This window comes from Idiomarina sp. D18, from assembly GCF_057748155.1.
Genome location: NZ_CM173240.1, coordinates 1,720,369 through 1,734,819, shown reverse-complemented (window position 1 = coordinate 1,734,819; position 14,451 = coordinate 1,720,369). Strand labels below are relative to the sequence as shown.

The window sequence follows — 14,451 nt, the reverse complement described above, 5'->3', positions numbered from 1 at the left end:
GATCTTTCCGTGCGCAAAATGCGCACGCTACGCCGGTGTGGGTGGATATCCCCGTGCCGTAGGTCGCGCATTTTGCGCGACATGCGGATCGCCCCCGTGCGCAAAATGCGCACGCTACGCCGGTGTGGGTGGATATCCCCCGTGCCGTAGGTCGCGCATTTTGCGCGACATGCGGATCGCCCCCGTGCGCAAAATGCGCACGTTACGCCGGTGTGGGTGGATCCCCCCCGTGCGGTAGGTCGCGCATTTTGCGCGACATGCGGATCTTTCCGTGCGCAAAATGCGCACGCTACGCCGGTGTGGGTGGATCGGCCCCGTGCGGTAGGTCGCGCATCATGCGCGACATGCAGATCCCCCCCGTGCGCCAAAGGCGCACGCTACGCCGGTGTGGGTGGATCCCCCCGTGCGCAAAATGCGCACGCTACGCCGGTGTGGGGGGATCCCCCGTGCGCCAAAGGCGCACGCTACGGGGTGATGTGGGGGGTGTGTTGGTCGAGGGTGGTGTTTTCGACGATGATTTTGTGGTCGGGTAATTCTTGCCAGATGCCGTTGACGGCGAGCTTTGATAGTTTGTCGCGCGGGCAGTCGCTGGTCATTTCCAATACAATGTATTGCTCACGGGCGAAGGTCATGGTTGACCAAGGTGTGTTTGTGTCCAGTGTGAGCTTACACGGCTCTGAATGCGATTGGATGATCAGTGTCTTTTGCGCGAACAGCTGTAACTTGTCTAGATTTTGATTCAGCATTTCACCACTAATACGATCCTCGGGCATCCAGGTTTGATTCAATGCCAGTAGATCGTGGAACGTTAGTTGCCAACGAATCTGCATGCCGTCGGCTTGCCCTTTGAGGTTAATAAATGAAGTACTAAACGTATGTGCCATACCTGTAGGCACCACGCCCACTAGCAAAACCAGTGACAACAAAATAAAGCGAATCGAGCTCATGGTGCAGACTCCTGCGTCGGTTGCAGCGCGTTCGCTGCAGAGAGTAAACGATAATCGAACGGTTCTTGTGCCACTTCTATATTTTGCTGTGCCCAATAGCGTGCTTGCTCAGCATCGGGCTCAACATAGGTAAAATAATAGGCAATATCGGCGCTGTGCAGCTTTTCGTCGCGCATCACGCGTAGTTGCATCCGCTCACGCGCATAGTCCTGCCAACAATGGCCCTCTTGATTACGCTTTTCAGCCCAGGCTAAGCGAATGGTGATGCTATCAACGGGCGTTTGCTTGCAGTCAAGCATGAGTGCATCCGGGACTTGCGCATCGGTATCCCATAAGTAGCTGTCTAAGCGTCTTTTTTTATCGACCACGTTTAGAGGTGTTGGCATCGATGCAGTCCATCGCTGAGCGGCTTGATAATCACCTAACAGCAAAGCTTGCTCCGTTAGGATTTGTAGCCGCCAGTGCGCAATGGCTGATTGTGCCTGACCCGGCTGTTGTTCGTGCAATTGTGTTAAACGCGTATAGGCGCGCTCAAGGTTTCCTGACCGTCCTTGCACTTCGAGTAGACAGGTTGACACAACACCCAACGCGGCGCTGCCCATTAAATCGGTGCAATGCTGTTTGGCAGTGTCTGTTTCGTTTAAGGTGAGTGCGATGCGCGCCAACATAAGCTGAGCTTGCACATCGCGTGGAGATTCTTCGAGCACGCGATTAAGTACGGTGCGCGCCTCGGCAAACTGATGTTGATACTGCAATGTATCAGCGATGGCGATGAGCCAATCGCGTTGCGAGTGGTCAGATCCCACGTCGGCGATGAGCTTATTCGCCAGATTAAGATAGTGATGACCTTGCTCGATACGTGCCTCGCGAAGGTATCCAGTCAACAACGCTGAGGCCAAATGAATGTTTTCGGGATGCTTTTGTAATGCCGCTTCAGCTTGTGTGATATCGGTAGGCACTGTGGCAGCCTCAGGCTGCCACAGTACGTCGCTTTGATCCGATGGTGCGCTGATAAGGCCCGTCATCAAAATCAAGGCACTTAACATCATTGCTGACCCTCCGACACTAAGTCGGCAAACTCAGCCGTGTTAGCCACATCGTCAGTAAACTCACGACCATTGACTGATAGTGGCTGTGCGCGCTCATCTTGATTAAATGCATCGCGCACATAGGCTGCCGTCGACACGGTTTGTGCTTCAACCGTAATCATGACATCACCGGTATCACTGAACTCACCGTCAGAGACGCTGTAACTGAACATCGCGGTGCCGGTATACTCCATTGGCGGCGTGTAGTTAAAAGAACCATCTGGGCTGACCGAAAGCTCACCGACGTCGACTTCTGAAGCCAACGAATAGGTCAATTCGTCGCCGTTGCCGTCGAAGCCTTTCAATTGCTCCATTAGCGTGGTATCCGCCTCGACCCTGTAATTAGCGTCACGCGCAGCGGGCGGCAAGTTGTCATCGCTGTCACCACCGCAACTGGCAAGAAGCACCGTAGCGGCTGCGAGCGAGAGTGTATGTAGTTTCTTCATCATGTATCCCTCCTCAGCTTACTGGTTTGGTGAACCTGCAATGGGGGTTTTTAAATAAGGGAATTGCGTATCCACGTAGCTCGCGTCGATTGGCGCGCCATCGGTAAACGGTACGTTACCCACGGGTGCCTGATCGGGCGTACAGAATCCGAGGTTGGTGGGCTCGCCGTTGACTGGGATGTCGTGGCAAAGCGCTCCCATGACGACACGCAAAGCAATATCAACCACGTCATCTCCTGGGCGACGTCCATTTGGGAAGCCTGCTAAATCATCCCCGGCTACGCCAAAGGCGGACTGTTGGTCGGCCGGTGTCGCTGGAATAGCAGTATTCAAACGCAACATCTCGGAAGCGGTAACGGTCGCTTGTTGGTTGACCCCTTCAAAACCGGTCAAGAACGCGGCAACGAGATCGGTACGCGGATAATTACTCGGTGCGAGTGAATCGATGTTGGTTCCTAAAGTGGCGTTCACCGGCTCGTTGAACAATACATCTAAAATGACCGGTAACGTCGGGTGTGTCACATAGTCGGCAAATTGACCATCGTCGCTGGGGTGTGCTGAGTTAAAGGTGTCTTTATCGTCGATACCAATAACGAGTTCATTCACCAGTGGCGCACCTAAACGTGAGACCTGCACTAACGCACCGCCGTTCACTTCGGGCTTTTCGAAGTTCGCATTTGGGTTTTGCAGACGCGCTTGGGGCACATGGGCAGTGGTCCATGCTCCTACGACACCATTACCGTTGCCAGTGACACAACTTTTCGGTAACTCAAGTGCGATAGTATTCACATTTTTGTCTGCTAAATCGTCATTAGCATCACTTTGTTCGATACCGCCCGGAAAGGCGCCCGCTTCGATAGGCACATAGTTGACCAAATCAAAGGTCTCACCCAGATTAACTACGAACGGGTCTTTGCGTTGACCGACAAATAAACGGCCGGGCGCAGAACAGTTGGGGATATTGATCTCGTAAACATATTGGTTGGCATAATCAGAGTAGCCAGAGGCACTGCCAAAGGTTTTCTCACCCACAAATGCAATGGGCTTGGTGAACGATTCAGCGCCGCCCGTCGAGGTTACCGGCGACGACATCCCCGACATTTGGCCACCGCTAACGACATTAACGCTGTACTGTTCGTTAAAGTTAAGTGCGCTTTGGTCCATTGCCGAAACTTGTCCGATAAACTTCAGCGGTACGCTGACATTTTTATCGCCCACTGGCAGCTTAACGCCCCCATTAGGCAGGGTGTGGTCGAAGCGAAACTCAAAGGTTAAATCCTCTTGAGCGTCACCGTCGCTGTCAAAATGGATCGCGTAGACGGCGGCTGGATCCATGGCAAAGTAGTTTGGACCGCCATAAGCATCCTGTAAGGGTACATAGTTGGCTATGGCAGTGATGTAATCTTCGCGCCCTGGTTCATAACTGTTAAACAGATAAAAGTCAGTGGAATCAAGCGCAGGAAAGCGCGAAATATTCGGTGCCTCGCGGTGGCTCGACGCATTCGCATCTAGGCTGGTTACCACACCTACGGCCGATACGGTTAGAGCGACAGCGCCGGCAAGCGCTGAGTGTTTAAATGCTGTGTTTTTCATAACAACCCTCTCTGGTTTTTATAGGTATTCATCACCTATCCGAACCAGAGAGGGCTTTGGATGCAAAAAATCTAAATTTTTTTTACAAAGTTATAATATCTGTTGTGTAGAGGACCGGCCCCGTAGGCGCTCCGGTCGTGGAACCGCCTGTTGGCTCTAGGCTGACTGCAAGCGCTCCGACGCGAGCTAACTGAAATTCAGCCGGTGGATTCAATGCCGTTGGCTGTGTTGATTCGGGTAACAAACCGAGTGACACCGGCGCGCTCCCATCCTTCGGCAACATCCAAAGCTCGTAGTCTTTATCAGTACGTGCTTCAACGTTCGCCTGAGCGGTGGCTTGAATTTTGTCGGGCTTCACATTGAGTACCCACAACGTACGTTGCTGTTCGCTTTGAATCAGCGCGATACGTTCACTCGGAGGCGCCTCGGGTGTTTGGGTTTGTAGTTGCACAACCACGATCATCAGTACCGCGGCGGTGGCTGCCGCCAAACCACCAAATAGACGCCAAAAAGGAGCGCTATTTTGGGATGGCTTAAATAATGTTTGCTGTATCTTTTGCCAAACTTGAGGTCGGGGCTTCATCGGGCTCAGTTGCTCGGTAAGTCCATTAAGATGCTGTTCCCAAAGCGTCACTTGCTGAGCAATGCGCGAGTGCTGGCTAATGAGGTAACGAAAGCGAACGCGTGCCTGGCCTCGCATGAGACCGATAACATAGCGGTGAGCGAGGGTATCGATCAGTGTATCATTTTGGTAATTCATGATTGCAAACACCTCTTCAAGCTATCTAAGCCACGACGTATCCAACTTTTGATTGAGCCTAAAGCTTCACCGAGATAATCGCTGACTTCGCGGTGGCTCAAACCATATAAAAACGCAAGGTGAATAGACTGTCGCTGTGTACCGTCTAGATCCGACATGCAATTTTCCAGCTTATCGGCATCGGGCGCTGCTGTTGGGAGGCTGTCGCTGGCGCGTTGATCGAGTAATTGCTCGATATCTTTGCTGGTAAATGGTTGGCGATTTGCGTTTCGCAGCATATCGATTGCGCGGTAGCGCACCATACTGGTTATCCAGCACATAACCGACCCCGCATCACTGCGGTAATCCGAGGCGGCATGCCAAATTTTTAAATAAGTATCTTGAAGTGCTTCTTCAGCGAGCGCACGTTCCCTAAGAATTGCGTAGCTCACGCTCATTAGCTTTGGGGACGTAGCTTGATAAAATCGCTCAAACGCAGAGCTGTCGCCCAGCGCGATGCGATGCAACGCGTGTGAAAGTTCGTATTCAGTCATATATGCCCAATTGTATTTAACATTCAAATAACAACATAGCAAAGAATCAACCCAAACGCTCGTGGTAGGTCGCGCCTTTGGCGCGACATCCGGATCTTTCCGTGCGCAAAATGCGCACGCTACGCCGGTGTGGGGGACATTACCGGCATCGCCCCGTGCGCAAAATGCGCACGCTACGTTGCGATTTCGGTGCGGGCGCGGCCGGCGGCTTTGGCGCGGTAGAGGGCGTGGTCGGCGTGACGCATGATTTGGCTAATGTCTGGTGATTGTGTGTTGGTTGTGGCAATGCCGACGCTTGCGGTACAACTGAGGGTGGCATCGAAGTAATTTAATGTGATGTCTGAAATAAGCGCTTGCACCTGGTGGGCAATAGCGACGAGTGCATCTTGTGAAGCTCCGGTTACCGCGATGGTAAATTCCTCGCCCCCGGTTCGGGCAACAACGCTATTTTTATTATTTAGACTACGCAGCGCTTTACCAATTGCGGAAAGCAATTTATCGCCAGCTTCGTGACCAAAGCGATCGTTGATCGATTTAAAATGATCGATATCCAATAAGATAATCGCAAAATAAGCGGTTTGTACTCTTAACTTTATCAATTCATCGACATAGCGAAAAAATGCACGTCGATTATACAAGCCAGTCAGACTGTCTGTTTCGGCCAGGGTTGTCAGTTCTTTTTGAGCGCGCTGCAAAGCCTCTTCGGCTTCCTTACGTTCGCTAATATCGGTCGCCACCTCGAGTCTAACCAAGCGGCCGTCATGCCACTCAATTAACCTATCGCGGCACTGGTACCAGCATTGATTACGTGTGTTTTTAAACTCCCAGACTAGCACATCACCATTGGCGGGTAGCTTTGCGTTTGTGCAAAAATCGCACGGACGTGTCTGATTTTTTTGCAAGACCGCGTAGCAGGGTAAATGAGCAATATCTGAGAAGTTATCGGCATGAGCGATATGACGCAGTGCGTAGGTGTTCATGAACAACAATTCGTGCGTATCCGTATCAGCCACGTATACGACAGCGTCTAAGTTGTTCAGTATATTTTCGAAATCGGCAGGTTTTATTTGCCGTTCTTCATGCATACCTGCTCCTATGGCCCTGTACGTTTTGGGTGGATACCACCACCATCGTAGGTCGCGCCTTTGGCGCGACATGTGGATCTTTCCGTGCGGTAAGTCGCGCCTTTGGCGCGACATGCGGATCTTTCCGTGCGCAAAATGCGCACGCTACGACGTTTGGGTGGATCGCCCCGTGCGCCGATGGGGGATACCACCGCCACCGTAGGTCGCGCCTTTGGCGCGACATGTGGATCTTTCCGTGCGCCAAAGGCGCACGCTACGGCGTTTGGGTGGATCGCCCCGTGCGCAAAATGCGCACGCTACGTTTTGTTTTTTATTTCATGGTACACTTCTTCGCGGTGAACGGGCACTTCTTTCGGTGCTTCGATGCCCAATGTGACCTGCCTTTCTGTCGCGTTGACCACAATAATTTTGACTTCGTCATTGATAATCAGTGATTCACCAATTTTTCGGCTTAATATCAGCATAGCCACCTAAAAGTTGAATGTTTGTTTTATCACTATATGCAAGATCACGACATAAGTTTACGACTATATGAGTAAAAAGCGGTTAATGTGTCAACTGACGTCAAACAACGCCTAACAGTAAACTACGAGGTATGTTTCATCAAAGTCACACGACTAAATGTTGATTTAAACCGACAAAAACAGGTGCGAAAAATTCGTTTTCGGTTTATAAAATAAAAATCAGGCACTGATGCCGTGTTTGTAGTGAGATTTTTGAATTGAAGCCATATCAACTGACTCGTAGCGGGTTGCGCACGCTTAAATCCTTTATCGATAAAGGTACTACCTTTTCGGTACTTGATATTCAGCTCTCGGCGACCGCATTTTTTGAACCTTCTGGCCTTGACTCTACACCGAATGAGCAACGTGATAAGGCGTTTGTACACTTATTAACTCAGCGTCTTAAGCATCATGCGTATACGGATTCGCTCGCCTGGATGCAGCGCCCCAAAAGTCCGGCTATCCGACTGCACTTGTTTCAACGAATCGTAGTCACCGAGCTTCAGCTCAGCGAGGCTCAGCGACTTTGTATTGTCTGGCAGGTGGTCTCGGATAATGCCGATGGCGCATTTATGCAATTTGACTCAGCGTTGCAAACCCAGTTACTGATCAAACGGTTGCTCGAGCAGCCCGCTGTTGCTGAAGTTGTTGCCGAAGAAATCCTCACTATTTTACAACCGCTATTAACATTTGACGGCCGTTAGGCACCCATTAATAGGTAATTTTACTTATTGTTGCGCGACGATCGTTTTTTTAAACTTTTGCCCAATAATCGTAAAGCGAGGTAGTGGCGATGCGCTATTATGTTTTGGGCATTGGTCAGTTAGATAACGGACAAATAAAACGGTTGGTACACCAGCACGGATGCATAAAAACCAAAGGTAAGCCTGGCGTTGTATCGTTGGGAAAACAAATGACGATCCAGCACGCCATGCTGGAGGCGCAGAAGCTCTACCGCGATATCGAGAAGTGCGATCAATGTGTTTTGAAGTGATTAAAAAATAGTCTGTTGTTATTGGGTCGGTTGGGCTATGATGCAAATTAGGTTCTAAATGCGCCATGGAAACGACTGACGGGATGTCTAAAATTTATAAACGCCAGCAACGGTTGATCTCTTCACAGCTGGTTATTATCGCAATCGGCTTTCTTGTATTCGTTGTATCTTTAGTCGGTTTACATATCAATAAAGAACGCGAAGTCGCCTATCGAATTGATACGCTGGAACTGTTGGATGTGGCAGCGGATGATTTTGGTAGTGGCTTGCTTGGGCTGTCGATGACACCCGATTCGGATGCGCTGCAACAAGCCTATTACGTAGGACGTATCCAATCGGCACTACATAACTTTACCACCGTCAGTGAACGACTCAATAATAACGACCTCAGAGATAAATTTCGTGCATTGTTGAGAGACTTCCAAACCGAGCTCAATGATGAGGATGGCTCACCCCATTTAAACGACCAAGCGTACAGCTTCCAATCCCAAGTACATTTATTAGAACGACAGTTAATGCGCAATTTGATTAATGATCGCGAAACTCAGCAGTTCTGGTTTTTTGTGTCCCTGTTTGGCACGATCTTAGTCATGGGCTTTATTATTCTTGCGATGTTGCGTTCAGAGTATCGTCGCAACCGTATCGAATTAGAACTACGCCAAAGTGAAGGACGATTTCTTGAACTCGCTGAGCGCATTGACGAGATCTTTTGGCTAGAAGACTTACAAAGCAATGAATTAGTCTATTTGTCACCGGCATTTGAACGCGTTTATGGAGTATCCATTGCTGAGGTGGTGGAAAACACTGAGCGTTGGTTTGATTGTGTGCATCCTGATGATAAAGCAGACATTCTGGCACTGCGCGAACGTAGCTTTTATGAACCTGTAGTGATGGAATACCGAATTATCCGACCGGATGGTGCTATCCGTTGGATCAATGACCGTGTATTTCCAATTTATTTAGAGGGTGATGATCCCACTGGTAAAGCAAGTCGATTAGCGGCGGTGGCATCGGATGTGACCGAGCATAAAGAACTGAGTCAGCAATTATTTGTATCACAGAAAATGGAAGCGTTGGGTCAGCTTACGGGCGGCATATCGCACGACTTTAACAACCTGCTTACGGTTATTATGAACAATGCGGAACTGCTCGCATGGCAACTTGCCGATGATGATCGATTAAAGCGAACGGCACAATTGATCATCAAAGCCTCAGAGCGGGGCGCGCGCTTAAATCAGCAGTTGCTGGCGTTTTCACGCAAACAAGACCTGCACCCCGAAATGGTAGAAATGCGTGGATTGCTTGAGGAAACGGTTGAATTGCTGGAGCGAACACTGCCGGCGCGCTATTGCGATAAAGCGATGGCATTATTTGCTCAGTTGGCAGAAGAACGGAATTTAAAACTCAGTCAGTTCGATGGGCGCATTTTTGGCGGTGGTCAACTGACCGCAGGTGAGCGCATGCGTAGCGTTTTAGGCGAAGAACAACTACGCCCAGTGGGGCAAAAAAATGCTACGGCAGCCTTTCAGGCATTACTTGCGCATGGGGTCAATATTAAGGAAGCGGATGTAGGCGAGTTCGGTTATCGAAAAGTGCGTTTGAACTTACTGAATGGTGAGTGTGAAGTGCAGTTCGAGGCCTGTTAATGCCTCGAACTGAATAACGTTAACGAACAGTTACATTGCGTCGTGCTAGGAAGTCGAGTAGCCAACCATGCCCCTCGACTGACTTAGAAATGCGAATGACTGTACCGTCGGCGAACTTCAAAATATAACGACCGGTTAATGATGAAAAGCGCGCACTTTTAAGCTCACTCCATTGACCACTTTGCGGTTTACGCCAGGGGGTGGAGTAGCTTATGGTTCGCTCATCAAATGAACCTTTGACTAATACTGACTCAGCAATTAAATAGCCGAGTAAGAGAACGGCCAATACTAAAAGACTAATACCGATACCGCTGTCGGTAACGAAGGCTTCAGTCACCGAGCTCATGTTCACAATCGCTAAAGCGACCACGAAGATGAGTAAACCGAGAATAACGTTAGAGACGAGGCCTGAACGGAGCTCTCCATACTTAACGCTATAACGTCGTTGGTGCGCAATAGCATGGAGCAGTGGCGTGCAGGCTATCAGGAGCAACGCTGTAATTATTAGAATCATTGTGACATACCCAGTGTGCAAGCAACGAGAAAACGATCCAGTAGAGAAAATACTACTAGTCACGGGGCGCGCTAATATACATAGCACACTTTAGTATAGCAAACATTAAAAAAAAGACTCGCTATATAATGTGTTATAAAACGAAAGTCGACGTCAAAGGTCGTCAATTTCTTGAGTTTAGGTTCTGTAAACGCCTCGCCGTTGACTTGTCGCGTTATGGCAATGATGGTATTTTGTCACGCCTTAAAATTGCTGTCGGTGGCTAGAATGAATCAAGATGCACGGGAATTCGCCTTTGAATCGTAAACTGATCCTACTTGTAGCGATTGTGACGTTATTAGGTGTTTGGTTAGTTGATGACCCTCACCCGTCATTCCAATCCGCATCTATTCCCCAACCGATCACGCCTTTTTCTGCCGAGCTTGACGCCGAATATGGGCAAGCTCCCACCAATACGATCCGTGGCTCACGTTCGGGGACGCTAGTGACATTAGCCCCAGGTCAGAACCTCACAACCTTGTTAGGTAAGCAGGGTATTTCGCAACGGCAGGTTGCGTTGTTGGCGATGGAGGCTGAATCTGTGATTGACTTGGGACGACTACAGGTTGGCATCAATATTGCGGTCGCACAGCCCGCTCCGGGTCAACATCGTGTCCGGCTGGCGCGTGAGTACGGTGAGCTGGTGCAAGCCACTTATGTCGAGGGTCAATGGCATGTCGAGCTATTGCATGTGCCAACCGAGCAATTGGCTGAAGAGCATGACTTGGTGATCCACAATAGCCTATATCAAGATGCCGAACAAAATGGCATACCGAATGGGGTGATTAATAGTTCAGTGATGGCGCTTTCGCATTTTGTTGATTTCCAACGCCAAGTGCAGCCCGGGGATCTGATGGAAGTGCGCTTTGAACGCACAGAGGTGGTGAGTTTTAAACCGCTTTTCAGCCATTTACAAAACCCGCTACTACTGACTTATTTGCGGTTTACTAATGCTGGAGAAGACTATCGTTTAATTCGCTATAAGGGCTCGTTTTATTTCCCCGATGGCCGTTTAGCACAGAGTTTCTTGTTGAAAACACCTCTTAATGGTGCGCGTCTATCATCGTATTATGGTAATCGTCATCATCCGGTATTGGGCTACGATAGGATGCACAAAGGCATTGATTTTAGTGCCCCCATTGGCACCCCTATCATGGCTGCGGGTCGCGGCGTGGTTAAGCGCGCGAGTCGATACGGGAGTTTTGGTAATGCGGTGGTTATTGACCATGGTGATGGTTACGAGACCTTATACGCTCACTTGAATGGTTTTGCCGAGACACTCAAACCCGGTGACCACGTTCAACAAGGCGATGTGATTGGCTACTTGGGGAGAACCGGTCTCTCCGCGGGTCGACATTTGCATTACGAGGTACACCATAATGGTCGAGCCATCAATCCTCTCGATATCAAAGCGCCGGCTCAAGCGCGGTTACAAGGTTCCGCGCTTGAGGGCTTCAAGCAACAGCTGGCACAACTTAAATCTTCTGACAGTCAATTGGCCAGCTTGGCGCCTTAGTAAGCGCCATCGCTGTAGGTTAACCGAGTACTTCAGTATAAAACTCTACCGCTTTATCGAGATCGGGAACAGACAATCCAATATGTGAGAAAGTTCTGGGAAATACGTTGCTCATTATTACCTCATTCATCGATTACCACGGCCCGTGACTGAACCCATCTACTGTGTAACGCGCAAAGGTCCGCAGCTGCCTAGTCGTATTTCGCGCGTGGTGCGCCATATTGAAAGAAGTTTACAACGCTAAATAAGGGTGGTACCCGCATTCGTTTGGTTACCTGCGTTGCCCCTCTCGACCATTAAAGTCGCGAGCGGTATTATAGCTTGGGTGCCACGGTGCGTGCGAAAAATAATACTGCTGCGGCGATATTAAAGCGTGCTGACGAAAATCTTTACAGCGTCAAGAAGGCTGGACGTAACCGTGTTGTATTGCGCTAGATTTTTGCTCGGTGGATAATGCGACCTCGCTTTTCTAAAAGGAGAATGTTGTGCAACTAACTGTAACGGCCCTGGTAACCACTTTAAGTCTAACTTTATTGAGTGCCTGTAGTACAAAGCCAAACCACGAGGTAAGCTCGGCGTCGGCCGTTTTGCCTCCGTCAGTAAAGTGGCAAACGCAAAGCAAAGAATACCCACTCATCACTCGAGCCATATACCGAGACGCAGCGTTACAGCTTATGCAGCGTGAGCTACCGACAAACTGGGTTGTGGTGATGGATGTCGACGAGACGGTGCTGGATAACAGCGGCTATCAAGCGATGCTGAGTCAATCAGGGCAATCGTATTCGACAGCAAGCTGGAATCAGTGGGTTAAAAGTAAACAGGCGAAACTGGTGCCTGGCGCGAGTGACTTTATTACGTCCGTGGTGAGCGCGGGAGGCAAAGTCGCGTTGGTTACCAATAGAAACAAGCAATTGGATAGTTATACCTGGCAAAACCTTGAAGCCATGGGGTTGCCGATTAACACTGACAATACGTGCCTGATGGGGCGTAGCCAAGCGGACAAGGACGCGGTCGATGGTCAGCAGATTGTGAATGACAAAGATCTGCGTCGCCAACAGCTAATGACCGGCGATGTTGATTGTTATAACCCTTCTGATGAGGCGGTCGCCGAATGGTCACAGCCGCATAACATCGTGATGCAAGTAGGCGACAATATTGAAGATATTGCGAAAACTACGCAAGCGTCTGCGGATCCGAGCGCCTTATTGCCTCGCTTTGGCAAGGATATCGTTATTTTACCTAATCCGATGTACGGCTCGTGGTAGGTCGCGCATTACGCGCGACTCCGTCGTTTAATCGATAACGCGCAGTGAACGATATTCATCATATGCAAACTGGTCGGTCATACCGCTAATATAATCTTGAATTAAGCGACAGCGATAGTAGCGTTCCCAAAGTGGCGAGACGTCGGCATCGGTTGCTTTGACATAAGCGCGCACGTGTTTACCTGATAGTTTATGACATAAACGGCTTGCTAGTGGGTAAGCGCGTTGTATTTTAGCCTCTTCACGCACCAGCCCTTGAAAGTCTTCCATAGAGAGTTTGAGTAACGGGGCATAGATATCGAGTAAGCCGAGAATAATGGTATGACCGCGTAGCTCCTGTTGCTCGACTTCGGGTTGATTAAATACTCGTTTGAGGGCGAGGTTTTGCAGCGCTTCGCTAAGCCGGTGAGCAGGGCTGTCATCCTCCAATAAAGCCTGATTAAAGTGACCATCAACTACAGCGTCAAAGTTGTCGATAAAGCGCTGCGCAGCGTGATTGACCAATATATTATGGATGTAGACGCGTAGCCAGATAAAAAACTGATTATCGGTATCAATGCTATCGTTTGCCGCGTATTGGTTGGCTTTTTTTAAAATGTCGTTTACTGAAATCGCTTTACCGTTGTACAAAAGTTCGGCTTGGTCGGGATCGCCGCCTAAGCGGCTGAAGTGTTCTCGAATGCCTTCGGCAACTTGTTCGCGGTTAAGAACGTGTTTTTCGACGGCATCCTCAAGATCCGCGATGCCGTAAGAGATATCGTCGGCCGCCTCCATTATGTAGCTTAGGAAGTGGCGGTGCCCTTGAGGAAGCTCGAGCACCTGATAGAGATCTTTAATAAGTTGTTGCTCTGCTAAGTAATAGCCGGGCTTTTTGCCCAAATAACTCAATGGGTCATTTTTACTGGGCTTCGGCTGGCTCGCTAAGCGTGTGTATTTTAAAACCGCCGCGATCTGGGTGTACGTCAGATTTAGACCCATGAGTGAGTGAATTAAACGAATCGCCTGGGCGTTACCTTCGAAACTCTGCAATTCATTTTTAATATCGGCGGCATCCGGTTCATCGAAATTGGCAAATAGTTCATCATTATGCGTCGCAAACCAGCTACTGATTGCTGCCTCGCCAAAGTGACCAAAAGGCGGATTGCCGATATCGTGCATGATACACGCCATTTCGACACAGCTCTCCATCACTCGAAATAGTTCATGGGGTGAAAAGCCTTGTTCTGTTAACGTCTCAAAGTGGCCACCTTGTTTGAGCCGCTCACCTATCTCGCGCGTAATATAACGCCCATTTTGTTGGACCTCGAGTGAGTGCGTTAAACGGCTACGTACCGCTGCGTTGCGTTCTAGCGGAAAAACTTGTGTTTTCTGTTGCAAACGGCGTACCGCCGCCGAATTAATAATCCGACCGCGATCACTTTCGGCTGCGATGACCCAGTTCCCCGCGTGGCGGGAGTAGGGGCGGTCGGCTTTCATTCGGGTGACGAGACGGGCTAAATTCACGGTGACTCCGCAGTTAAAC

At 49.7% G+C, this 14,451-nt stretch carries 16 protein-coding genes and 1 pseudogene; 6 read left to right on the top strand and 11 right to left on the bottom strand.

Features of this window, described 5'->3' with window-relative positions; translation table 11 throughout:
* Positions 1-464: 464 nt before the first annotated feature.
* The 8 genes from AC3AP5_RS08400 to csrA all read right to left on the bottom strand — a co-directional run bounded on the left by AC3AP5_RS08400 (position 465) and on the right by csrA (position 6,916).
* The gene (locus AC3AP5_RS08400; protein WP_287832216.1) at positions 465-947 is read right to left on the bottom strand and encodes a hypothetical protein; all 483 of its coding nucleotides are present in this window, start codon (positions 945-947) and stop codon (positions 465-467) included.
* Complete coding sequence (locus AC3AP5_RS08395) at positions 944-1,996, bottom strand: tetratricopeptide repeat protein (protein ID WP_487326488.1); 1,053 nt, start codon at positions 1,994-1,996, stop codon at positions 944-946. Before AC3AP5_RS08395 ends, AC3AP5_RS08400 begins: the two co-directional genes overlap by 4 nt.
* Positions 1,993-2,484 carry an Ig-like domain-containing protein gene (locus tag AC3AP5_RS08390; RefSeq protein ID WP_272977807.1) on the bottom strand — a complete coding sequence of 164 codons (492 nt, stop codon included), beginning with the start codon at positions 2,482-2,484 and terminating at the stop codon, positions 1,993-1,995. The genes AC3AP5_RS08395 and AC3AP5_RS08390 overlap by 4 nt, the downstream gene beginning before the upstream one ends.
* A 15-nt stretch (positions 2,485-2,499) precedes the next feature.
* Positions 2,500-4,074, bottom strand: a complete 1,575-nt coding sequence (locus tag AC3AP5_RS08385) for a DUF4331 domain-containing protein (protein WP_272977806.1) — start codon at positions 4,072-4,074, stop codon at positions 2,500-2,502.
* Positions 4,075-4,156: 82 nt separating this feature from the next.
* Positions 4,157-4,834 (bottom strand): anti-sigma factor, encoded by a 678-nt coding sequence (locus AC3AP5_RS08380; protein WP_272977805.1) that lies wholly within the window; start codon positions 4,832-4,834, stop codon positions 4,157-4,159.
* Complete coding sequence (locus AC3AP5_RS08375; RefSeq protein WP_272977804.1) at positions 4,831-5,367, bottom strand: sigma-70 family RNA polymerase sigma factor; 537 nt, start codon at positions 5,365-5,367, stop codon at positions 4,831-4,833. Before AC3AP5_RS08375 ends, AC3AP5_RS08380 begins: the two co-directional genes overlap by 4 nt.
* A gap of 173 nt (positions 5,368-5,540) precedes the next feature.
* Complete coding sequence (locus tag AC3AP5_RS08370) at positions 5,541-6,452, bottom strand: GGDEF domain-containing protein (RefSeq protein WP_487326487.1); 912 nt, start codon at positions 6,450-6,452, stop codon at positions 5,541-5,543.
* A gap of 296 nt (positions 6,453-6,748) precedes the next feature.
* Positions 6,749-6,916, bottom strand: coding sequence for a carbon storage regulator CsrA (csrA, locus tag AC3AP5_RS08365; RefSeq protein WP_487326486.1), 168 nt, complete (start codon positions 6,914-6,916; stop codon positions 6,749-6,751).
* 257 nt (positions 6,917-7,173) lie between these two features.
* Between csrA and AC3AP5_RS08360 the strand changes: the two genes are divergently transcribed.
* From AC3AP5_RS08360 to AC3AP5_RS08350, 3 genes are all read left to right on the top strand, one after another.
* Positions 7,174-7,659, top strand: a complete 486-nt coding sequence (locus tag AC3AP5_RS08360; RefSeq protein ID WP_487326485.1) for a hypothetical protein — start codon at positions 7,174-7,176, stop codon at positions 7,657-7,659.
* Positions 7,660-7,748: 89 nt separating this feature from the next.
* Positions 7,749-7,949 (top strand): hypothetical protein, encoded by a 201-nt coding sequence (locus AC3AP5_RS08355; RefSeq protein ID WP_286682363.1) that lies wholly within the window; start codon positions 7,749-7,751, stop codon positions 7,947-7,949.
* Positions 7,950-8,032: 83 nt separating this feature from the next.
* Complete coding sequence (locus tag AC3AP5_RS08350; RefSeq protein WP_487326484.1) at positions 8,033-9,595, top strand: PAS domain-containing protein; 1,563 nt, start codon at positions 8,033-8,035, stop codon at positions 9,593-9,595.
* A 19-nt stretch (positions 9,596-9,614) separates the two neighbouring features.
* On the opposite strand, the gene AC3AP5_RS08345 is transcribed toward AC3AP5_RS08350, so the two are convergent.
* The gene (locus AC3AP5_RS08345; protein WP_487326483.1) at positions 9,615-10,109 is read right to left on the bottom strand and encodes a hypothetical protein; all 495 of its coding nucleotides are present in this window, start codon (positions 10,107-10,109) and stop codon (positions 9,615-9,617) included.
* A gap of 128 nt (positions 10,110-10,237) precedes the next feature.
* On the opposite strand from AC3AP5_RS08345, the gene AC3AP5_RS08340 reads away from it, so the two are divergent.
* Together AC3AP5_RS08340 and AC3AP5_RS08335 are read left to right on the top strand one after the other, a co-directional pair.
* Positions 10,238-10,375: a hypothetical protein gene (locus tag AC3AP5_RS08340; RefSeq protein ID WP_487326482.1), complete on the top strand. Its 138-nt coding sequence runs from the start codon at positions 10,238-10,240 to the stop codon at positions 10,373-10,375.
* A 29-nt stretch (positions 10,376-10,404) separates the two neighbouring features.
* Positions 10,405-11,664: a peptidoglycan DD-metalloendopeptidase family protein gene (locus AC3AP5_RS08335; protein ID WP_487326481.1), complete on the top strand. Its 1,260-nt coding sequence runs from the start codon at positions 10,405-10,407 to the stop codon at positions 11,662-11,664.
* A gap of 22 nt (positions 11,665-11,686) precedes the next feature.
* On the opposite strand, the pseudogene AC3AP5_RS08330 reads toward AC3AP5_RS08335, so the two are convergent.
* Positions 11,687-11,779, bottom strand: a pseudogene (locus tag AC3AP5_RS08330) (VOC family protein); the annotation flags it as partial.
* Between the two features lie 370 nt (positions 11,780-12,149).
* Here AC3AP5_RS08330 and AC3AP5_RS08325 point away from each other — a divergent pair.
* Positions 12,150-12,929, top strand: a complete 780-nt coding sequence (locus tag AC3AP5_RS08325) for a 5'-nucleotidase, lipoprotein e(P4) family (protein WP_287831005.1) — start codon at positions 12,150-12,152, stop codon at positions 12,927-12,929.
* Between the two features lie 27 nt (positions 12,930-12,956).
* On the opposite strand, the gene dgt is transcribed toward AC3AP5_RS08325, so the two are convergent.
* Positions 12,957-14,405: a dGTPase gene (dgt, locus tag AC3AP5_RS08320; RefSeq protein WP_487327307.1), complete on the bottom strand. Its 1,449-nt coding sequence runs from the start codon at positions 14,403-14,405 to the stop codon at positions 12,957-12,959.
* Positions 14,406-14,451 lie beyond the last annotated feature (46 nt).